At 58.1% G+C, this 19,196-nt stretch carries 19 protein-coding genes and 2 pseudogenes; 8 read left to right on the top strand and 13 right to left on the bottom strand.

What is annotated here, in order from left to right:
* Positions 1 to 10: 10 nt before the first annotated feature.
* The 4 genes and pseudogenes from A3AY_RS0118855 to A3AY_RS0118840 form a co-directional block, all read left to right on the top strand.
* On the top strand, positions 11 to 739 hold the full coding sequence (locus tag A3AY_RS0118855) for a beta/alpha barrel domain-containing protein (protein ID WP_018327228.1): 729 nt from the start codon (positions 11 to 13) through the stop codon (positions 737 to 739).
* Between the two features lie 78 nt (positions 740 to 817).
* Positions 818 to 1,993 carry a DSD1 family PLP-dependent enzyme gene (locus A3AY_RS0118850; protein ID WP_018327227.1) on the top strand — a complete coding sequence of 392 codons (1,176 nt, stop codon included), beginning with the start codon at positions 818 to 820 and terminating at the stop codon, positions 1,991 to 1,993.
* Positions 1,993 to 2,415 (top strand): RidA family protein, encoded by a 423-nt coding sequence (locus A3AY_RS0118845; RefSeq protein ID WP_018327226.1) that lies wholly within the window; start codon positions 1,993 to 1,995, stop codon positions 2,413 to 2,415. The genes A3AY_RS0118850 and A3AY_RS0118845 overlap by 1 nt, the downstream gene beginning before the upstream one ends.
* A gap of 137 nt (positions 2,416 to 2,552) precedes the next feature.
* Positions 2,553 to 2,927, top strand: a pseudogene (locus A3AY_RS0118840) (FAD-dependent oxidoreductase); the annotation flags it as partial.
* 139 nt (positions 2,928 to 3,066) lie between these two features.
* On the opposite strand, the pseudogene A3AY_RS37940 reads toward A3AY_RS0118840, so the two are convergent.
* From A3AY_RS37940 to A3AY_RS0118790, 9 genes and pseudogenes are all read right to left on the bottom strand, one after another.
* Positions 3,067 to 3,748, bottom strand: a pseudogene (locus A3AY_RS37940) (NAD(P)/FAD-dependent oxidoreductase); the annotation flags it as partial.
* A gap of 174 nt (positions 3,749 to 3,922) precedes the next feature.
* Positions 3,923 to 5,431: an NAD-dependent succinate-semialdehyde dehydrogenase gene (locus A3AY_RS0118825; RefSeq protein ID WP_026203606.1), complete on the bottom strand. Its 1,509-nt coding sequence runs from the start codon at positions 5,429 to 5,431 to the stop codon at positions 3,923 to 3,925.
* 281 nt (positions 5,432 to 5,712) lie between these two features.
* Positions 5,713 to 6,174: an FAD-dependent oxidoreductase gene (locus A3AY_RS37935; protein WP_234913216.1), complete on the bottom strand. Its 462-nt coding sequence runs from the start codon at positions 6,172 to 6,174 to the stop codon at positions 5,713 to 5,715.
* 44 nt (positions 6,175 to 6,218) lie between these two features.
* Positions 6,219 to 6,572 carry a cupin domain-containing protein gene (locus A3AY_RS0118815; RefSeq protein ID WP_018327221.1) on the bottom strand — a complete coding sequence of 118 codons (354 nt, stop codon included), beginning with the start codon at positions 6,570 to 6,572 and terminating at the stop codon, positions 6,219 to 6,221.
* 24 nt (positions 6,573 to 6,596) lie between these two features.
* Positions 6,597 to 7,277: an ABC transporter permease gene (locus A3AY_RS0118810; protein WP_018327220.1), complete on the bottom strand. Its 681-nt coding sequence runs from the start codon at positions 7,275 to 7,277 to the stop codon at positions 6,597 to 6,599.
* A 1-nt stretch (position 7,278) separates the two neighbouring features.
* Positions 7,279 to 7,992 (bottom strand): ABC transporter permease, encoded by a 714-nt coding sequence (locus A3AY_RS0118805; RefSeq protein ID WP_026203605.1) that lies wholly within the window; start codon positions 7,990 to 7,992, stop codon positions 7,279 to 7,281.
* Positions 7,993 to 8,050: 58 nt separating this feature from the next.
* Positions 8,051 to 8,866 (bottom strand): transporter substrate-binding domain-containing protein, encoded by an 816-nt coding sequence (locus A3AY_RS0118800; RefSeq protein ID WP_018327218.1) that lies wholly within the window; start codon positions 8,864 to 8,866, stop codon positions 8,051 to 8,053.
* A gap of 5 nt (positions 8,867 to 8,871) precedes the next feature.
* A complete protein-coding gene (locus A3AY_RS35505; RefSeq protein ID WP_051108371.1) occupies positions 8,872 to 9,684 on the bottom strand; it encodes an amino acid ABC transporter ATP-binding protein in 813 nt (270 codons plus the stop codon).
* A gap of 32 nt (positions 9,685 to 9,716) precedes the next feature.
* A complete protein-coding gene (locus A3AY_RS0118790) occupies positions 9,717 to 11,156 on the bottom strand; it encodes an aspartate aminotransferase family protein (RefSeq protein ID WP_018327216.1) in 1,440 nt (479 codons plus the stop codon).
* Between the two features lie 250 nt (positions 11,157 to 11,406).
* On the opposite strand from A3AY_RS0118790, the gene A3AY_RS0118785 reads away from it, so the two are divergent.
* From A3AY_RS0118785 to A3AY_RS40035, 4 genes are all read left to right on the top strand, one after another.
* A complete protein-coding gene (locus A3AY_RS0118785; protein ID WP_018327215.1) occupies positions 11,407 to 11,883 on the top strand; it encodes an Lrp/AsnC family transcriptional regulator in 477 nt (158 codons plus the stop codon).
* A gap of 290 nt (positions 11,884 to 12,173) precedes the next feature.
* Positions 12,174 to 13,103, top strand: a complete 930-nt coding sequence (locus tag A3AY_RS0118780) for a LysR family transcriptional regulator (RefSeq protein ID WP_018327214.1) — start codon at positions 12,174 to 12,176, stop codon at positions 13,101 to 13,103.
* Positions 13,104 to 13,587: 484 nt separating this feature from the next.
* Complete coding sequence (locus A3AY_RS0118770) at positions 13,588 to 14,256, top strand: haloacid dehalogenase type II (protein ID WP_026203602.1); 669 nt, start codon at positions 13,588 to 13,590, stop codon at positions 14,254 to 14,256.
* 283 nt (positions 14,257 to 14,539) lie between these two features.
* Complete coding sequence (locus A3AY_RS40035) at positions 14,540 to 14,812, top strand: hypothetical protein (RefSeq protein WP_018327211.1); 273 nt, start codon at positions 14,540 to 14,542, stop codon at positions 14,810 to 14,812.
* Between the two features lie 451 nt (positions 14,813 to 15,263).
* Here the strand turns inward: A3AY_RS40035 and A3AY_RS0118760 are convergent, their stop codons facing one another.
* From A3AY_RS0118760 to A3AY_RS39230, 4 genes are all read right to left on the bottom strand, one after another.
* A complete protein-coding gene (locus A3AY_RS0118760) occupies positions 15,264 to 16,592 on the bottom strand; it encodes an aspartate aminotransferase family protein (protein ID WP_018327210.1) in 1,329 nt (442 codons plus the stop codon).
* 91 nt (positions 16,593 to 16,683) lie between these two features.
* Positions 16,684 to 17,808 carry a phosphotransferase enzyme family protein gene (locus tag A3AY_RS0118755; RefSeq protein WP_210312647.1) on the bottom strand — a complete coding sequence of 375 codons (1,125 nt, stop codon included), beginning with the start codon at positions 17,806 to 17,808 and terminating at the stop codon, positions 16,684 to 16,686.
* 135 nt (positions 17,809 to 17,943) lie between these two features.
* A complete protein-coding gene (locus A3AY_RS0118750) occupies positions 17,944 to 18,612 on the bottom strand; it encodes a haloacid dehalogenase type II (protein WP_018327208.1) in 669 nt (222 codons plus the stop codon).
* 391 nt (positions 18,613 to 19,003) lie between these two features.
* The gene (locus A3AY_RS39230) at positions 19,004 to 19,171 is read right to left on the bottom strand and encodes a hypothetical protein (protein ID WP_018327207.1); all 168 of its coding nucleotides are present in this window, start codon (positions 19,169 to 19,171) and stop codon (positions 19,004 to 19,006) included.
* Positions 19,172 to 19,196 lie beyond the last annotated feature (25 nt).

The following is a 19,196-nucleotide window of genomic DNA, read 5'->3' as shown; positions in this document are numbered from 1 at the left end:
AGCGCTTTCGATGCCCCGGACTTCCCCCGACTTCATTTTCATGCTGACCAACCAGGACCGGACCGTTGCCGACGCGGCTGATCGCCTCAAGGAGGTGCTTGCCGCCGGCATCACGCATGTGGGTTTCAAGGATATTGGCCTGCCGTTCGATAAACTTTTGGACCTTGCGTCAGCAATCAAAGCATCGGGTGCGACGCTCTACCTAGAAGTGGTCAGCCTCGACGAGGAGAGCGAGCGACGATCCGCGCAGGCCGCAATCGACCTCGGCGTGGACATCTTGATGGGTGGGACCCGACCGAATGTCGTCCTGCCGCTTATCGCCAGCAGGAATATCCGCTACTATCCTTTCCCCGGCAAGATCGTCGGTCATCCGAGCAAGCTCGAAGGGACGATCCAAACAATTGTGGAAAGTGCCCGGCAGTTGACGGCGATCAAGGGGGTCAGCGGTCTCGATCTGCTCGCCTATCGCTTCAACGGCGATGTCGAAGAGCTGATGACACGCGTGTGCGAGGCCGTCGACAAGCCTGTGGTTGTTGCCGGATCGATCGACAGCGCCGAAAGGATGGCGGCGGTCGTGCGGTCTGGTGCTGCAGGGTTTACCATTGGAACGGCAGCTTTCAATGGCGCTTTTTCCGGCAGTTCAAACCTGCGGTTGGAGATCCAGACGGAGTGCGAAGTGCTCCGGCGGATTCAGGCTGACGCGTGTGGTATTGCAGCGCCAGTATTAACGCGAACCTGAATCGAACCTTCACCGATCATTAATTGCCATCTTTACGATTTGGCGGCAAGGTGAACTTCGAATTTGGAGACCAGACACATGGATCTAGCGACTATCGACCCGCCCGCCCCGGCCGCCACGACCAGTCTTGAGGCGCTGGAAACGCCCTGTCTGGTTCTGGATGCGGACCGGATGGACCGGAATGTCTCGCGGCTCAGGAGCCGGCTTGATGCCCTTGGCGTGTCACTGCGACCGCATTTGAAGACCGCGAAGTCGATTGAAGTGGCCCGGCGGTTCATGAGCGCGCCCGAGGGGCCGGCGACCGTCTCCACGCTGAAGGAAGCCGAGCAGTTCGCGGCCGCAGGCGTTCGCGACATGATCTACGCGGTAGGCATTGCACCGGCGAAGCTCGCGCGTGTCGCCGAGCTGCGCGCCAAGGGCGTTGATCTCGTGGTCATTCTGGACACTGTCGAGCAGGCACAGGCGGTCGCCGAGGCATCCCGGGCCGCGGGAATGCGCATCCCTGCCATGATCGAGATCGATTGTGACGGCCACCGCTCGGGTGTTGTACCCTCCAACCATGCCCAGTTGCTGGAGATCGGGCAGGTGCTTAGGGCAGGTGCCGAGCTGCGTGGCGTTCTGACCCATGCCGGCGACAGCTACAAGGGTGGGGGCGTCGAGGCGCAGCAGCGCTATGCGGAAGCGGAGCGATTGGCCGTTGTGGAAGCCGCGCAGTTGCTGCGCAGTGCGGACCTGCCGTGCCCGCTCGTCAGCGTCGGTTCGACGCCGACGGCCCATCACGCGAAGGATCTTGCCGGAGTGACCGAAGTTCGCGCCGGCGTGTTCGTGTTCTTTGATCTGGTAATGGCAGGCATCGGGATCTGCCAGGTGGATGACATCGCGGTCAGCGTTCTTGCGACCGTTATCGGACACCAGCGCGAGAAGGGCTGGATCATAACCGATGGCGGATGGATGTCGCTGTCGCGGGACCGTGGCACCAGCAAGCAAGCCATCGATCAGGGCTATGGTCTCGTCTGTGACATCGGCGGCAATACCTATCGTGACATCATCGTTGCCGATGCGAACCAGGAGCATGGAATTATCGCCGTGCGGCCCGGGTCGGGCGCGCGCCTACCCGATCTGGCGGTAGGAGACCGGGTGCGGATCCTGCCGAACCATGCCTGCGCTACCGCTTCGCAGCACGCAGCCTATCATGTGGTCCGCGGTCGCTCGCACGCCGTTGAGGCCTGCTGGCCACGCTTCGGAGGCTGGTAATGTCCAACTCAACCGTGAGTACCGATCGTGCGCCCAGTCCTGCGGGTCATTACTCGCAAGCGAAGCTGGCCGGTCAGCACCTTTATATTTCCGGGCAACTGCCGATCCGGCCGGGGGCGCAGCCGCTTGCCGACGACAGTTTCGAGACGCAGGCGGGGCAGGCCATCGACAACATGCTGGCGGTTCTGGAGGCTGCCGGCGGAACCCCGGCCGATCTCGTCAGGGTGACCGCCTATATTGTCGGCGTGAGCAATTGGCCCCGCTTCAACCAGGTTTATGCAGCACGGCTGGGGGATGCCCGTCCGGCGCGCACCGTCGTTCCGGTTTCCGAACTCCACTACGGCTATCACATCGAAGTCGATGCGATAGCCGTTCTCGCCCCAAGTGCTCCCGCCGGACCAGCAGCAAACGGTCCAGAATAGATCAATTAAGGTCAGTCTCAATGTCTCCACTCCTCAAACGCATTCCGAGCGATCAAGAGCTACCCGCAATGGCCGATGTCGTTGTCATCGGCGGCGGCATTATTGGCGCGTCGGCGGCGTTTTCTCTCGCAGAGCGGAGTTGGACCAAGGACAGGCTTTCGCCTTTCGAGCGGACTCGCGTTCTCGACCCAACGCCGAGCCGCCGTACGATCGCGGCTATTCTGAAAGGTGTTACAGCGCAGTTCCCTGCGCTAGCGGGCATCGAAGTCGCCGACAGTTGGGGTGCCTATGTGGATTGCACACCGGACGCGGTACCGGTCATCTCGGCTTCCGATCATGTGAAGGGCCTTTATTTGGCTGCTGGCGGCTCCGGCCATGGCTTCGGCATTGGCCCGGGCATCGGCCGCCTGGCCGCTGATCTGGTTGCTAACGATGAGCCTTGCGTTGATCCCACGCCCTTCCGTCTGTCGGGCTTCTTTGACGGCTCCAGAGTCGAGGTCGGCGGGCTCTGATCATGGCGGAATGGCGGAAATCTGGGACACCAAGTGCCAAGCCGACACTGTTCAGCGCGTTTTAATCATGCAGGACCAAGGCCTTCCGAAGTGCCCCCGGGACGGCCGGCCATTCGAACCCCTTCATCGGTCGCGGCCCGATCTCCGCTTCGGTCAGAGGCCGCGTGGCAATGATGAAGCTGCCTACCGCAATAACCGGCGCCGGAAGTAGTCGAAGGCGTATGGGCGCTGTTGCAACTAGCACCGCATCGGCGGTGACCTGCCGCGGCTGGTTTTCAGACGATGGCCGCAGCCCGCCTGCCGATGGTCGGTGACGGCGACATTCTCGAATATCATCGCGCCTTGACGCTTGGTTGCCTCTGCGCATCCATGACGTAGCGGCCCATATCGAGAGAGCATCGCTCTGAACAGGGAGAGCCGATCTCCTGCTTCAGGTCGCCTGCGCCAAGCAACGTCGTGTCGGATCGACCTCGGCTTGGACGGCTTCGAAGTTGCGCGAGCGAGCGCCTGGATGTGCTGGGGTTTTCGAGGCGAGCTTCAGCTTACCGGCGCGGCGGAAGCTGCAATCCGTTCTTAGCTTCGATCGTATCGATCGGTCATCGAGCGCCTTGTAAAGCGCGATCGCCCGCTCCTTGCCAAGCTCCGCCTTTTCCGCCAGATAGCTATGCGCAAGCCCATTGTTCAAGTGACTGCGGCCGGAGGCGCCCCAGCCCACCGTCTCCGCCTCCAGTACGAAGACGTTGGCACCTGCCTTTGCGAGCCGGGCGGCGCCAAGAGGTGAACCCGCCGCCGATTACGATGTCGTAGTGGCCATCGACCATCGTTCCCGTCGGCGGCGGGCTGATCTCGGGAATCGCTTACCGCCATCAAACAGACGAAGCCTTATTAGCGTTATCGGGGCGGAGCCTACCTTCAAGCTGTACCGTGACGACGGCGACACTGCCCGGTCTTTAATGGGCTTCCGCTGCAAGCGTGAGCCGAATTTGAGGCTGCGCCTACCAAGTCGCGGCGATGTATTTCGTTTCGAGGTATTCGAGCATGCCGTGGTTGCTACCTTCGCGCCCGAGGCCGCTCTGCTTCATGCCGCCGAACGGTGCGGCAGCGTCGGAGACGACACCTCGGTTGATCCCAACCATGCCACTTTCGAGGCGTCCGGCGACAGCAAGCGCGCGCTTGAGGTCACGGCTGAAAACATAGGAGACCAATCCATACTCGGTATCGTTGGCTAGTTCGACGACCTCGTCCTCAGTATCGAACGCAATGATTGGCGCGACCGGACCGAAGATTTCCTCGCGAAGTATTTCAGCGTCGGGAGAGACGTGGGCCAAGACGGTTGGTAGATAATAGAAGCCCTCGCCGCCCAGTCTGCTGCCACCTGTAACGAGGCGGGCTCCCTTGGCAATTGCGTCGTCCACGAGCCGTTCGACCTTAGCGACCGCGGCTTCGGTGATCAGTGGGCCAAGTTGCGTATCCGCAGCCAGGCCTGGTCCGACTTTGAGTGCCGCCATTTCTTCCGCGAAACGCCGCATGAACTCAGCCAGAATCCTCTTTTGAACGTAAAAGCGGTTCGCGGCCGTACAAGCCTCACCGCCGTTCCGCATCTTGGCGACCATTGCGCCGGCGACGGCGGTTTCCACATCGGCATCATCGAATACGATGAAAGGCGCATTGCCGCCCAGTTCCATTGAACAACTGATGACCTGGTCCGCCGCCTCGTGCAGTAGTCGCCTGCCAACGCCTGTCGAGCCGGTGAAAGACAGCTTGCGCACCCGCTTGTCATGCAGCATGGCGCTCACGACAGGCCCCGCCTTGGTGGTTGTCACGATGTTGACCACCCCAGCAGGGACGCCGGCCTGCCGCATGATCTCGCCGATCGCCAACGCGGTCAGAGGGGTCTCCGCTGCAGGCTTCAGGATGCAGGTGCAGCCCGCAGCGAGCGCGGGAGCAATCTTCCGGGTTGCCATGGCTGCGGGAAAGTTCCAGGGCGTTACCAGGACGGCAATGCCGATTGGCTCATGGGTTACCATGATCTGATTCGCTCCCGCCGGTGCAGGCCCGAGTTCACCGGGCGCCCTCACAGCCTCTTCCGCATACCAGCGAAAAAATTCGGCCGCATAGGTGACTTCCGACCTAGCGTCCGGAAGCGCCTTGCCATTTTCCGCGGTGATCATGCGCGCCAGCCGTTCTGCCTGATCATTCATCAGGTGGAAACACTTCATGAGAATGTCCGAGCGCCGGCGCGGCGAAGTCGCCTTCCAGTCGGCGGCGGCCTCTTCCGCCGCATCCACAGCGGCAATTGCCTCCGCGATATCGCCGTCAGAGACAGCGGCGAGCACCTCTTCGGTCGCGGGATCCATCACGTCGAAAGTCCGCCCCCCTTTTGCTGAGATCCATTCGCCACCAATCAAAAGCTGAGTGGGAACATCGCCGACTGCAGCAGTCGCCTCCAAATGGCTAAGGCGGGTTGTGTCATGTGTATGTTGTGTTTTCACGTTCTGCACCATTCGTTACCAACCGAGCTTGAGTGAACGCCATTATAAAATTGGTTTCGCTATTGGTGTCAATATAAACCAAATTGGTTTGCCAAATAAATTTGTCCATTTTTGAGTTGGTACAGCGTAGAAGTCCAATTCCACGTTCAGATACTGCAACTCAACGCCCCAACGTGGCGAGTGGTGGCAGCTCACCGACGCAAAGTGAAACCATATTGGTTTGATCGGTGGATTCCCAGTCCGTGCCGATGTACGTTTCCAACGTCCGCTCGCTCGACCTGAAATGCCTCGAGTCAAGGTTGCGGTGAAGGAAGCCGGCGTGACGGCGAAGCTCTTCGGCCTCGTCGGCCGTCATCGCTCCGTCGACAGACCAGACAGGAAGAAATCGCATTCGACATTCTCTTCCTTAAGGAAATGCCAGAGATCCTGCCTCGCAGCCTTCCCTTCCATGAGGATGCCATTTGCCCTGTCCTCACTAAGCGCTTGATCAGCTCCTTGCGTCCCGGTCGGATGCTACCGCTCGCCATACCAGCGTTTCGGCTGGATGCTGCCTGACCCAAAATTTGACGATCAAAGAGCTGGACATGCTGACCTTCCCGCGCCAGTTCGATTGCCGCGGACAAGCCTGTATATCCACCCCAGACGATGGCCACATCACAAGTCTTGTCGACATCCCGAACCGACAGAGACGCAAAGATGCAGTCGTCCCACCGGTAGGGCGTTGATTTAACCGAATGCCGCGGAGTTTGGATCATGAGCGAATACCGTAATGGATGGGACGAACCGTGCTGGTGACGATTTAATCGCGGCAGACCCAGAGCTTGCGCGTGGTCTCAATGACCTTCCAGGTACCCACGAAGCCGGGATGCATGACGAAGCTGTCGCCGGCGCCGATCCGGCGCGGTTCGCAGCCATCCTCGGTCAGTTCCGAAACGCCGGAAAGAATGACACAAACCTCGAAGGTCTCGCCCTTGATCGAGCGATAGGCGCCGGGCGTCGCTTCCCATACGCCGGAGCGAACAACGCCGTCAGCGGTCTGGGCGATGTCCCAGGACAGGAACTGCGGGTTTCCCTCGACAAGCCGGTCGGGCGCGGGCTGACCCTTGCGCGGCTCCGGCAGGTTGTTCTGGTCGACGAAAGTGAGGTTAGACATGGTCAAGTCCCTTCTTGTGAGAGGTTATCGGACAAACGACAGGCGCCGTTCGAGGAGTTTCAATGCCGTCAAAGCAACAACGTTCATGGCGAGATAGAGGGCAGCGGTGATGATAAAGATATCCATGATAGCGAAGGTCTCGCTCATCAACCTCTTGGCGTATCCAGTGATTTCGAGGACGGTGATCGTCGACGCGAGGCTCGATTCCTTGACGACAATGGCCGCCTCGCTGCTGTAGGCGGGTAGCGCCTGGCGCAATGCGAGCGGAAACTTCACCCGGGTAAAGACATGCCAGGGAGACATGCCGCAGGCTTCGGCCGCCTCGATAAGACCCTTGGGCAGAGAGAGGAAAGCCGTACGGAAAATTTCAGCGGTGTAAGCGCCGGTGTTCAGCACGACGGCGAGGATCGCCGCGTTTAGGCCCTCCCCGATCAGCCACCACAGAACCGGGTTGTGACGAATGAAGCTTACCTGGGCCAATCCGTAGTAAATGATGAATATCTGCACCAGCATCGGTGTCCCGCGGAATATAGCGCAGTAGCTGTCGCAGATGTTGCGCAGAACCCTATTCTTCGAGCCGCGCCCTAGGCCAACGACGATACCGAACGGGAATCCTAAGACAATTCCGAACAGGGCAATCAGCAATGTCGTCTTGGCGCCGACAAGTAGGAAGGGGATGGCATATGTGACGATATCGAGATTCATATCATCGCGCTCCGAAGCCGCGATTGAGCGCGCGTTCTGCTCTGGAAAACAGAGTTTGACTGACGGCAGTCATGCCGAAGAACAAAGCCGCAGCGATGCAATAAAAGATGAACGGAGAGCGGGTAATTCCGGCCCCGATCGCGGCTGTTCTCATCAGTTCCTGCAGTCCGATCACCGAAATCAGCGATGTGTCCTTGATCGTCATTTGCCAGACATTGTTGATCCCTCCAAGCGCCAGCCGTAATGCCAGCGGAAAGGTGATGCGGGAGAAGGTGATCCCCGTTGGCAAGGCGAGCGATTTCGCAGCTTCAAGCAGGCCATAGGGCACCGCCTGAAGTGCGCCGCGAATGACCTCGATGGAATAAGCGCACGAGATTGCAGCAATGGCGATCACGCCGACAATGTATGGATAGGCATTGTCAACCGAGTCCTGATAGCCAAACGCGGTGGCAACGGTCTTGACCATATCGACTGACCCGAAGAACAGCAGGTAGATTACCAGCAGCCCCGGAACACCACGCACAACGATACTATAGGAGTCGACAAGTTGCGAAACCACGGCGACTTTCTGCCAACGCAGAACAGCCAACGGGGTTGCAACAACAAAACCTAAAAACATGCCGAGCAGGCCGATCGCAATCGTGACGGCACTTCCCCGCAGCAGAGCAAGCGCCCAGCCTCGCTCCACCATCAATATCCAGAATTCAGCTAGCATTGACACCATCCCAATGACCTGCCTTGGACCAAGCCAAGACAGGTCGCATCTTCAAAGATCACTTCTTGCAGGGAATGGTATAGTCGTCCTGGAACCACTGCATGGAGGCTTCTTTCACTTTGCCGTCATCGACCATCTTGCAAAGCGCGGCGTCCACTTTCGCTTTGAGCTCGGTGTTGCCCTTGCGCATGCCAATGCCCATGCCATGCCCAAGAACGTCGGGGGCATCCATGGCCATGATCCTCACGTCGATCTTCGCGAAGTTGGCGCCGTCAGGTGTTGCAAGAAAGTCCATCCAGGTCGGCGAGTCGCCGAAAGCAACATCGATGCGACCACTTGCGAGGTCGGCGGTCTGCTGCGTGACTGCGTCGTAAGTCTTCAGTTCGACGCCAGGCATCCGCTTTTCGATGAACTTGGCGTAGGTCGTGCCGGTGGCGACGCCGACACTTTTGCCTTCGATGGCTTTTTCGATTTCGGGCAGGCTCTTCAGTCCGGCGAGCGGAGAATCCTTCGCGACGACGAAGTAAAGAGGCGTGGTTGCATAGGGAATGGAGTAATCGATCTTCTTCTGGCGCTCGGCGGTAATCCCAAGACCGGAAATGATGACGTCGAACCGGTCGCTGTCCATGGATGGCACCAACGAGCTGAACGTCTGCACCACGAACTCGCACTTCAACTTGAGTTCGGCGCAGATGCCATTGGCGATATCGGCGTCAAAGCCGGTCACGTTACCGCTCGGGTCAGCCATGCTGAACTTCGGCGCATCGCCTTCCGTGCCGATGCGCAGGACGCCATCCTTGGCCGAAACGGCCGTGGACAGAGCGGAGACGAGCAAGCTGGTTGCCAATGCTGACTTGAAGATTTTGCTGATCATGTCTGTTACCCTTTTATGGTTGTTGTTGTGGCCAGACGCCTCTGGGCGCTGGCTGGCATCACGTTCGATAGAAACCGCTTTACCCCTTCCGTGGCGGGGTTTCGAAGTAGTTCTTCCGGCGTGTCGTCCTGCTCAAGGCGGCCCTCTTGCAGGAATATCATCCGGTTCGACACATCGCGTGCGAACCGCATTTCATGCGTGACGAGGAGGATCGTGGCGCCCTCTTCGGCCAGTGTGCGGATAACCTTCAGCACTTCCCCGACGAGTTCCGGGTCGAGTGCGGATGTTGGTTCATCGCACAACATCAATTTTGGTCGCATTGCCAGCACACGCGCGAACGCAACCCGTTGCTGTTGCCCGCCCGACAGTTGATGCGGATAGCGGTCCCGGAAGCTCGCCATGCCAACCTTTGACAAGGCGGACAGTGCAACCTCTTCGGCCTCCTTTCTGGTCATTTTCAGCGCATAGACCAGGGCCACCGTCACGTTGCCGAGGACGGTACGGTGAGGCCAGAGGTTGAAGTTCTGGAACACCATGCCAATCCGCTGGCGAAACGCTCTGATGTATGAAGCGTTGACGATTTCGCTCTCGCCACGCTTATTGCAACTGACAGAGATCTCCTGACCCAGGAACTCGATCTGCCCGGACGTCGGCGTCTCCAGAAAGTTGATGCAGCGGAGGGCGGTGCTCTTTCCACATCCTGACGATCCAATCAAAGAGATCACCTCCCCTTCTTTCATGCGGAAGCTGATGCCATCCAATACATTCGTGGATCCGAACGCCTTGGTCAGCTCATGGACCTTCAGAACCTCGTTCATGCCTGACAACTTTCCAGCCAATTGGTCATCCATCATCCAGCCACAGCACCTTGAGCGTCCAGTTCCTTCAGTACCTCGTCGACCGCGGCTTTCGCGATCGCGACCATTTCATCGATTTCTGCTTCGGTCATGACCAGCGGCGGAGCGAAGCCCAGGATGTCCCCGTGCGGCATCGCCCGGGCAATCAGGTTGCGATTACGGGCCGCCTGGGAAATACGTGCTCCAACTTTGAGACCCGGATCGAACGAGGCCTTGGTTCCGCGGTCGGACACGAACTCGAGCGCAGCAAGCATCCCCACGCCGCGAACTTCGCCTACAATCGGGTTCTGATCGAATTCCGCCTTCAGCCGTTTCAGCAGGTAGGCGCCTTTTGTCGCGGACTGGCCCGCCAGATCCTCCCGCTCGACGATGTCGAGGACCGCGTTTGCAGCCGCAGCGCCGATCGGATGTCCGGAATAAGTATAACCATGCGAGAAGGAACCCACACGCGGCGTTGCTGCCTCCATTACGTCGTAGACTTTTTGTGACACAATCGAGGCGGACAGGGGCACATAGGCGGAGGTCAGACCCTTGGCAACAGTGACCAGATCGGGCTCCATACCGTAGAGATGCGATCCGAACATGGCACCGGTGCGGCCGAATCCGCAAACCACTTCATCGGCGATCAGCAGCACGTCATATTTCTGAAGCACCGCCTGAATCTTAGGCCAATATCCGGCGGGCGGCGGGGTAATGCCGCCGGTTCCAAGCACCGGCTCGGCGATAAATGCGCCAACCGTTTCCGGCCCTTCGGCAATAATGAGTGCCTCCAATTCATCGGCACGGCGCTGCGAAAACGCCTCTTCGGTTTCTCCAGGCAGTGCACCCCGGTAAAAATGCGGGACGCCCGTCCGAAGGATCCCGGAAACCGGCAGGTCCATATGATCGTGGTAGAAGCTAAGACCCGTCATCGAGCCGGCGACAACGGAACACCCGTGATATCCGCGCTCACGTGCGATGATCTTCTTCTTCTTCGGCATTCCGCGCAGGTTATTGTAGTACCAGACGATTTTCGCGTGGGTTTCGTTCGCGTCGGAGCCTGAAAGGCCATAGAATACTTTCGACATGTTTCCCGGCGCCATTCTGACAAGCCGGTCGGAAAGACGTGCCAGCTCTTCGGTGGTGTGAGCGGCGTAAGAATGGTAATAGGCCAGCTTGTAGGCCTGCCGTGCGATCGCTTCCGCAACTTCGGTGCGACCGTAACCGATGTTCACGCAATAAAGGCCGGCAAACCCGTCGATGAACTCCCTGCCGGTCGCATCCTTTATACGAATGCCCTTGCCGGTCTCGATGATGGTAGGATCAGTATCGCCCGATGCGTAATCCTTTAGATAAGTGAAAGGATGGAGAACCGTTCTGCGGTCCATTTCTGCGATTTCAGCAATATTCGTCATCGTCATTTCCTTGCGCGGCCAGTCCGCCGAAGCCCACATATTTGAGTTTGCGCATCCCGATGCCTTATGGCGGTCAGCGCCAACACCGAGCTGCAACCGAAGAGCGTCTGGAAGATCGCCACACCCCCGAGCATGTCGCCCTGGCATTCTCGACATTTCCGTCGCCCCACTGCCTTGCCAAAAGAAGCATAGGGGCATTCAAACGCCGAATTTCCCGACAACTGTTGACCACATGAAGAAATCCTGCTTTCTGGGGCGACCAAACGATGAAATTATGCGGAATTTTCCATTGCAGCTCGATCGCCTTGATGCTCGCCTGCTCAGCATCGTGCAAAAACATAACAAGCACAGCAGCGAAGAACTCGGTGCGATGGTCGGTCTTTCGGCTACTGCGGTACAGCGCCGCCTCAAGCGACTACGTGAGGCGGGTGTGATTGAGGCGGAAGTTTCGATTGTGAAACCCAAATTCGTCGGCCGGCCTATCGCAATGCTTGTGCTGGTGACGCTCGAGCGCGAAAGAGCGGACATCGTTGATCGGTTCAAGCAATCGATCCGGCAGACGCCGGAAGTCATGAACGGTTACTATGTAACCGGAGACGCGGACTTCGTCCTGATTGTCACTGCTCAAAGCATGGAGGACTACGAGGTCTTTACCCGCAAGTTCTTTTATGAAAATCCCGATATCAAAGGCTTCAAGACGATGGTGGTCATGGACCGGGTGAAGACGGGCTTTTCGGTTCCGATTGACTTTGATCACTTTTCCTGAAGTACAGAATCCCACAGAGATCCGGCTGTCAGACGCACTCCTTAGCATTCATTGCGAGTTCTCCGTGATGTCCAGGCCTCAAAAGCGTACCAGCGGCCGGTGATCACAGTAAGAGGCGGTCGCGCATTGATCGCTCGGAAGTCGGGCGCCCAATCGAGCAGCGCTCCCGGCCCAACCAGTTCAGTCGAACGTCGCTACATCCATTCATCCGATCCCTTAATTTCACCTTGTCGCCAAGATCTAAAGATGGCAATTAACGAGCGGTGAATGTCCCGTTTAGGTGTGGATTAATGCTCACGTCCGACGATCTTGCTTTTTTTTCGGTCCTTTCAGGCTCGAAGTCTCTCGCAGAAAGCGCGAGAAAGCTGAACGTAACACCTCCGGCGGTGACCCAGCGCCTGCGCGCACTTGAAGAGAAAGCCGGGGTGAGGCTGATCGACCGGTCCGGACGTAGCCTGCGCCTTACCGAAGAAGGCTCGTTGGTCGCTTCTCACAGCGTTATTGTCAGCGATGCCATACACTCGCTTGCAGAGGCATTGGCTGATCGTAGGGGAGCGGTTCGCGGGCACCTCAGGGTCGCAGCACCACACGGGTTCGGCAGGTTCTATGTGGCCCCTGTTGTGGAAGCGTTTGCTCGAGAGCATGGCAGCGCCACCGCCACCCTGCAACTGTCCGACCATCCCTCGGCTCTGCTTGTTGAAAGCTATGAGGTCGTTGTTCACATCGGGGCATCCGCGCATCTGGACCAGGTCGTGACGACACTTGCGCCGAACCCTCGAATTCTGTGCGCGAGTCCAGAATACCTCGCTTCGGCTCTGCCCATTTCTACGCCCGCCGATCTTGCTCGACATCGCTGTCTTGTCGTCCGAGAGAATGAGGAGGATGTAACGCTCTGGCGGTTCAAGGGATCACAGCAGGAAAGTGCGACAGTACGCGTTAATCCGATCATGTCGAGCAACGATGGTGCCGTCGTTCGGGATTGGGCGCTGGCTGGCCAGGGCATCATGATGCGTTCCGAGTGGGCAGTTGCAGAGGACCTCGCCGAGGGACGGCTGTGGCAGGTGCTTCCCAACTGGAAGCTGCCGCCGGCCGATATCGTCGCCATCCTCGGATCGCGACACGGGCGAAGCGCGCGGACTACCGCTTTCCTGACTATGCTTCGTCAGTCGCTGAAGCCACTGCCCTGGCGAGCCAACCGCGCGGCGTCGCCTTGTGAATAACCGAGAATGGGACTTCGTCACGAGATACTACACCATACTCGCGGCCATACCCGATCGCTTTTAACCGCCGAAGTCGGCCGCTCCGTCCCAAGCGGGAGAGTTGATATGAACCTGGCCGGCACGGATGCGCGCGGCAAGCGCATCCGGATCTGATGACTGGCGATTGCCTCTTCTTCGTCCTTTTAGGGTATGATCGAAATCACGGGCCGACGATCTCCTCACGAGCTATGCGCATGTCGGACGTCACCTCCGAAAGATCGTGGGCTGTGTGAAAAAGTTGTCGATGCCCGCCGGCCGGCCCAGCCCACGCTTTCTCGGATTGGTGCAGTTCGAAAGATTCGTATGAGGAAGCAGTGCAAAAGGTCGTGCTGGTTTTGCGGTGAATGGCTAAGGCCTTCTGCCGAATGACCATGCACTTCGGCACATACTGCCAAAGGTACGCAGCTATGCTCGGCTCACAAGTCAATTGATAGGAGCCAAGGACATGGACCGCTTCCGGCCGAAATACGTGACTTTTGATTGCCACGGCACGTTGATTAATTTCCAAATGGCGGAAGCCGCTAGGGATCTCTTCGGTCATCTTCTGGATGGGCCTTCAATGGAAGAATTCGTCAGAAACTTCCAAGGCTATCGCCTTGACGAGGTGATGCAGGACTGGAAACCTTATGCAGATGTCGTTCACAACGCACTAGAGCGCACCTGCCGCCGCAACAACGTTACGTTCCGTGCCGAAGACGCGGATACGATTTACAACCGCATCCCGACCTGGGGACCGCATCAGGACGTACCAGAGGGATTGGCTAAACTTGCCAAGGAAATCCCGCTGGTTATCCTTACGAATTCCATGATCGCCCAAATTCCGTCGAATGTGGCAAAGCTCGGCGCGCCGTTTCATGCCGTCTACACTGCCGAGCAGGCGGGTGCCTATAAGCCGCACTTCAAAGCGTTCGAGTATATGTTCGACATGCTGGGATGCGGGCCGGAGGACATCACGCATGTTTCCTCGTCTTTCCGCCACGACCTGATGTCTGCCTATGACCTGGGGATCAAGAGCAAGGTCTGGGTTAATCGCGGCCATGAGCCCGCCAACCCCTACTACCAGTATGCGGAAATCGCCGACGTGACCCAGTTGCCTGGGGTTTTCGGACTCTAAAAGACGAGGATGGTTTGCCTTACAGAGCCACCCCTTTATACTGGCACCAGCAACCAGACGAGGGGTAGCTATGGGCGAGGATCGCACACGCGCATGATCCCCATCCCTGGGGATTTCCCCCGCCCAACCTTCCAGAACACCTTGGATCCAGTCCATCCGGCACAGTCTTTCGCGCACGGGTCAGAAGTTCCAGAGCGCCCAGACCGCTGCGGGTCGACTGGTTGGTTGCGACGGGCTCGCGGCCTATTCTACATCGCGAGCCTGAAAGCACTCCCGGGATGACATGACGATCCGCAATCTTTCGCCGGCGGTTATCGTACTTGCGTGCGGTGACGTCGTCCTCGCGCTGTTTGGGCGATCAGCGGACCGTCTTGGACTGAAAGACCTTCACGCGCTTCAGGTGCATCTGGAACAATCGGCCCATATCGTTGCCGGCCTTGGACCAGTCAGTTTGTGCGCTTCGGTTCTCTTTGGCTTACAATTGACCATGCATACCGGAGCGTTTTGTCTATGTCCGAACATCGCTAAGGACGAAGAAACCGTGCAGTTTCTATAATTTGGGGTCGAGCATTGCGCGGGCGGAACGACAGCAACCGTCTCGCTGTCAGCGCACTTGCTTGCAATCCTGCGAATCTATTGGCGGGGCTGGCGAAACCCCGAGGTTTGGCTGTGTCCGGGCCGGACGAGACTAAGCCCATTGACGTCCGCCCTGCCGTTCGGCGTGCGGCACGGCCGGTATCGACAAAAGAGTGACGCAATACGCTGGGCCACCGCTACCACATTCGCGTAAGGCGCCGCTGGGCCTTCCGCAGAAGGTCGGAGCGGCGCTTGAAACAAACGAACCAATCAATCAAAGAATCAAAGACGGGAAGGGTCAATTCCTCGCTTCGCATAACACATGTATCTGCGAAAGTACTGCAACTTGAAATCGCCTGTTAAAATACCTGCTGCGAATACAGCCGAGCTAGATGACGCAACAAGCATGTGTTTGTAACACAGCCCAGAATCTAGCCTGCGATTTTGATGAGTGCGCGCTCCAATGCTGCAAGAAATTGGTCCACATGCTGGGCTTGGCAAACGAGCGGAGGGCGAACTTTAAGCGAATCTTCATTGGCGCCCGTCGTGCTAACAAGGACGCCGTCGTCTCGCATCGCGTTTACCACGTTCAACGCCATGGCCCGCCGGCTTGCAGCCGTTGCGTCCTCCAGCCCCAGATCGATGCCAAAGAACAGACCTGCATTTCGAATGCCCAATATGCCGTAGGGCAGCATTGCAAGTTTCTCCAGCCCGGCTCGGAGCCGCTCGCTCATGGCAAGCGCGTTTTGAGGGATCTGATCGCGCTGGAGAATTGTCAGCACGGCGTCCGCAGTTGCTATTCCTACTGTGTTTCCGGCAAATGTGTTTGAATATCGAGCTGTATCACCAAACTGGTCCATCGGTGATTTTCGCCCCACGACAGCGCCAATTGGAAATCCATTACCCATGGGTTTGCCGAGGGTGACCAGGTCCGGAACTATCCCGTGCCGCTCAAAGCCCCACATATGAGCGCCGGTTCGGCCAAAGCCGGGTTGAACTTCGTCGGCGATTACGAGGCCGCCTGCTTCCCGCACTGCTGCAATACCACCGGCGATGAAGCCGGGAGGATCGACCCATACGCCGTCGCTGGAAAATATGCTGTCGATGAGGAGCGCGGCAACGCCAATGCCCCGGCGGTTTAGATCTACAACGGCAGCGCGAACCTGCGTTTCGAAGAAATCCGCAGCTTGCGATTGCGGCACGCCTGCGGGACCGTGTAGAGACACCATGCGCACGAACGGGCTGAGTTTGACCGCGTCACCAAGGTTGGGCGACACCGCTGCTGTGGCCGCGCTGGTGCCGTGATATGCGTAAGACGAGACGATCACACCTTCGTTGCCGCTTGCCAATCGCGCGATACGCAGGGCCAGGTCGTTGGATTCACTTCCCGTGCAGGTGAAAACCACGCGGTCCAGCTCTTGAGGGAAGGTTTCGACCAGTCGCTCGGCATAGTCGACAAGTTTTGGTTCGAGATAGCGCGTGTTGGCACTTATCCGACCTGCCTGCTCAGCCATGGCAGCGTTTACTTCTGGATGGCAGTGGCCGAGAGACGGTACGTTGTTGTAGAAGTCAAGGTAGGCCCGGTCGTCAGGATCGTAGAGCCACATGCCTTCGCCGCGAACGAAATGGACCGGTCGGCGATACTGCAGGCGATAGGAAGCTGCAAGCACGTTGTTTCGCCGGGCAATAAGCTCGGCTTCGCGCGTAGGAAGATCCGCTTCACCGGGTATATAGCGATTTGGCATGAGGTCTGTGGACATGTGCTTCAACCTGCTTGAGAGAGTACCTTGATCAATTCGCGGTTCTTCTTTTTCGAGTGCCGTGTCAGGGCCCGATCGAACCGGTCTTGCACTACGGGAACAACGACATCGCCGCGAGAACTGCCGCCTCGCCCTCGCCGACGCTAAGGGGTGTAAGAATTGAAAGACCATGCTCGGCGCGCGGGACATTCTTTTTGATGTACTCGGCATCGGCAGGGAAAAGGTGGGATCGCCAGTAGTTGACCAAGATCAGTGCGCTTTGTCGCGCCCGCATTAGTCCGACAAGCAGTCTTGCTTCCAGCGCCGAAAGGGGAAGGACCGAGGCATAACCAGCAATAAGATATTCTGCCCCGCCCAAAGCTGTGGTCGGGTCTTTTACCACGTGACTTGCAGCAATCGCGAGGTCTTGAATTCTAGGGCTCCAGCAGCCATCGCCAAAGTCAATGAAACCCAATCCATTGTCAGTGACCAGCATATTAAATGGGCTCGGATCATTATGCGTCACCTGCCACGCCACATTTGAGAGCTGGGGTTCAACGAGTTCGACATAGTTGTCCATCGCGACACGCACGTTATCAGCAATTCGCCCGGACGGCAGATATTCGCTTAGTTCCATCAGCCTCGGCCAGCAACCAACGTGCAGAAGGATTGGCCGATCGATCGCGGGCACGCTCACAAGCCCAAGAGCCGAGTTCAACCGGGCAAGCGCACTACCGGTGCGGAAAAGCAGGTCGGGAGTTAAGCTCGCTTGGTGTAGCGGAATTCCTTCAATGCGGGTCTGCAGGTATCCGCAGATACCCTCTTCCTCAAACATCAGTGTGTCGCCGCTCGTGCGTAGGATCTCAGGCGCGATAAAGCCAGACGCTCCTTGCAATCCGTTGACAGCTGCGGCCTGGAAACGGAAACTGTCAATTGTTTCCGGCCGTGTCGATGTCTTCAAGATCAGTCGGCGGCCGTCCGACAGGTTTACCTCTTCGGTGCGTTCAACCTCCGACGATAACGTCGCTATCGATCCCGTTAAGCCATAGTGGCGCGCTAGAAGTTCGGCCGACCGATCGGCTCCGATCGAGCTTGGCTGCGCGGCCAAGACCGCCGTTGCAGCTCGAAAATAGGCTTCGCTTGAAGCTGCCGAGAACCGCGAGCCTGCATCATGGGCCTGGGAGGCCTCGCCGCGGCCTACGTCCCCCTCGGTGAGCACATCATTACAAACACCCAATTTGAAGCTCCTCGCCTGCCGGGGGATCGTTGCTTTTCATGCATTGGAACATCCGAAGCGATCGACTGAAGGACAATCCTGCTGGGGGTGGTATCGCGCCACCAGTAGGATTGAAACTTCATCGCAGTGTGTCCATCAAAGCCCGACAACGCCGGGCAGTCCCGAGATATCCCTTATTTCGACATACCCGTAATAGGGGTTCGCCGGCTCGTGGCCACGATTGACCCAAACCTTGTTCTTGATGCCGAGGTCGTGCGCCGACATCAGGTCGTAGCGGAAAGAGGACGAGCAGTGGAGGATCTCCTCAGGCCCGCAGCCCAGCATATCAAGCATGTATTCGAAGCCTTTGAAGCGCGGCTTGTAGGACTGCGCCTGCTCGGCCGTATAGACCGCATGAAACGGTGCACCGAGCTTTTCAACATTCGACATGATCTGCGAATTCATCGCGTTGGAAAGGATGACCAGCGGGATTTCCTTGGCGACTTTGGCAAGGCCGGCCGGTACGTCCGGATGCGGCCCCCAGGTTGGCACGCGTTCATAGACCATCCGCGCCGCGTCGTCGTGGAACTTTATGCCATTGCGCTTGCAGGCCCGTTGGAGCGCATTGTAAACTACCTCGTTGTAGGGCTTCCAGTCGCCCAGGACTTCGTCGAGACGATAGCCGGCAAAGTTCTTGATGAACTCAGCCATGCGCGGCTCGTCAAGTTGTTCGCCGTATAGGTCCCGCGCGGCTTCTGCCATCTGGAAGTTTGTGAGGGTGCCGTAGCAGTCGAAGGTGATGTATTTCGGCCGGAAGTGAGACATGAACTGGTCCTGAACTGATGCGGGGTTTCATCTGCATCCATCATAGACCGACCCTCCACGACGAGCTCCACCGAAATCCGAATTCTCAAAGCAGATTCTTCCATATCCGAAACCGGCTTTGGCAGATTGTGCGTCCTGGTCGGATTGTCCTGGGTGAATTGTCCCAGCAGTTCGACCTGGAGGTCTATCTATGTAAAAGACGGAGCGACAAGCGTATTTGGCGATGATGCCAACAGAACCAGCGGCACCCCTCCGTCGATGTCAAAACTTTCCATGCCAAGATCGGAGAACTGACGCAGGAAAATTTATTTTTGCCGGTGCGCTTAGCAAAGCCGGGCTGCTGAGCGGAAGGAAATGATCAAGAGCCCGCAGGCAACTTCGACGCGGTCGGCTATTTGCCGGCATCATCATCTTGGCCATGTTCGTGCTCATCAACGACCGAATTCTCGATGTACTGGAAGGCCGGTTCGTCAAATGGAGACCCGAACGCCGCAGAAGAGAGGGCGGCGTAGATGACAATCCGGTTTAGGTGCGGCGAATGGGTGCGGCTGCGCCCCATTTTTCGCTCCTATTTTCTCAGTGCG

It is taken from the genome of Rhizobium giardinii bv. giardinii H152, assembly GCF_000379605.1.
Lineage (GTDB): Bacteria > Pseudomonadota > Alphaproteobacteria > Rhizobiales > Rhizobiaceae > Pararhizobium > Pararhizobium giardinii.
Note: the sequence above shows the minus strand (reverse complement) of the source record. Positions and strands in the feature narration are given on the sequence as shown.

Bases quoted from the DNA above. Each gene is read 5' to 3' on its own strand.
- A3AY_RS0118855 (WP_018327228.1), top strand. From the start codon at position 11: ATGCCCCGGACTTCCCCCGACTTCATTTTCATGCTGACCAACCAGGAC.
- A3AY_RS0118850 (WP_018327227.1), top strand. From the start codon at position 818: ATGGATCTAGCGACTATCGACCCGCCCGCCCCGGCCGCCACGACCAGT.
- A3AY_RS0118845 (WP_018327226.1), top strand. From the start codon at position 1,993: ATGTCCAACTCAACCGTGAGTACCGATCGTGCGCCCAGTCCTGCGGGT.
- A3AY_RS0118825 (WP_026203606.1), bottom strand. From the start codon at position 5,431: ATGGTGCAGAACGTGAAAACACAACATACACATGACACAACCCGCCTT.
- A3AY_RS37935 (WP_234913216.1), bottom strand. From the start codon at position 6,174: ATGATCCAAACTCCGCGGCATTCGGTTAAATCAACGCCCTACCGGTGG.
- A3AY_RS0118815 (WP_018327221.1), bottom strand. From the start codon at position 6,572: ATGTCTAACCTCACTTTCGTCGACCAGAACAACCTGCCGGAGCCGCGC.
- A3AY_RS0118810 (WP_018327220.1), bottom strand. From the start codon at position 7,277: ATGAATCTCGATATCGTCACATATGCCATCCCCTTCCTACTTGTCGGC.
- A3AY_RS0118805 (WP_026203605.1), bottom strand. From the start codon at position 7,992: ATGCTAGCTGAATTCTGGATATTGATGGTGGAGCGAGGCTGGGCGCTT.
- A3AY_RS0118800 (WP_018327218.1), bottom strand. From the start codon at position 8,866: ATGATCAGCAAAATCTTCAAGTCAGCATTGGCAACCAGCTTGCTCGTC.
- A3AY_RS35505 (WP_051108371.1), bottom strand. From the start codon at position 9,684: ATGAACGAGGTTCTGAAGGTCCATGAGCTGACCAAGGCGTTCGGATCC.
- A3AY_RS0118790 (WP_018327216.1), bottom strand. From the start codon at position 11,156: ATGTGGGCTTCGGCGGACTGGCCGCGCAAGGAAATGACGATGACGAAT.
- A3AY_RS0118780 (WP_018327214.1), top strand. From the start codon at position 12,174: ATGCTCACGTCCGACGATCTTGCTTTTTTTTCGGTCCTTTCAGGCTCG.
- A3AY_RS0118770 (WP_026203602.1), top strand. From the start codon at position 13,588: ATGGACCGCTTCCGGCCGAAATACGTGACTTTTGATTGCCACGGCACG.
- A3AY_RS40035 (WP_018327211.1), top strand. From the start codon at position 14,540: ATGACGATCCGCAATCTTTCGCCGGCGGTTATCGTACTTGCGTGCGGT.
- A3AY_RS0118760 (WP_018327210.1), bottom strand. From the start codon at position 16,592: ATGTCCACAGACCTCATGCCAAATCGCTATATACCCGGTGAAGCGGAT.
- A3AY_RS0118750 (WP_018327208.1), bottom strand. From the start codon at position 18,612: ATGTCTCACTTCCGGCCGAAATACATCACCTTCGACTGCTACGGCACC.
- A3AY_RS39230 (WP_018327207.1), bottom strand. From the start codon at position 19,171: ATGGGGCGCAGCCGCACCCATTCGCCGCACCTAAACCGGATTGTCATC.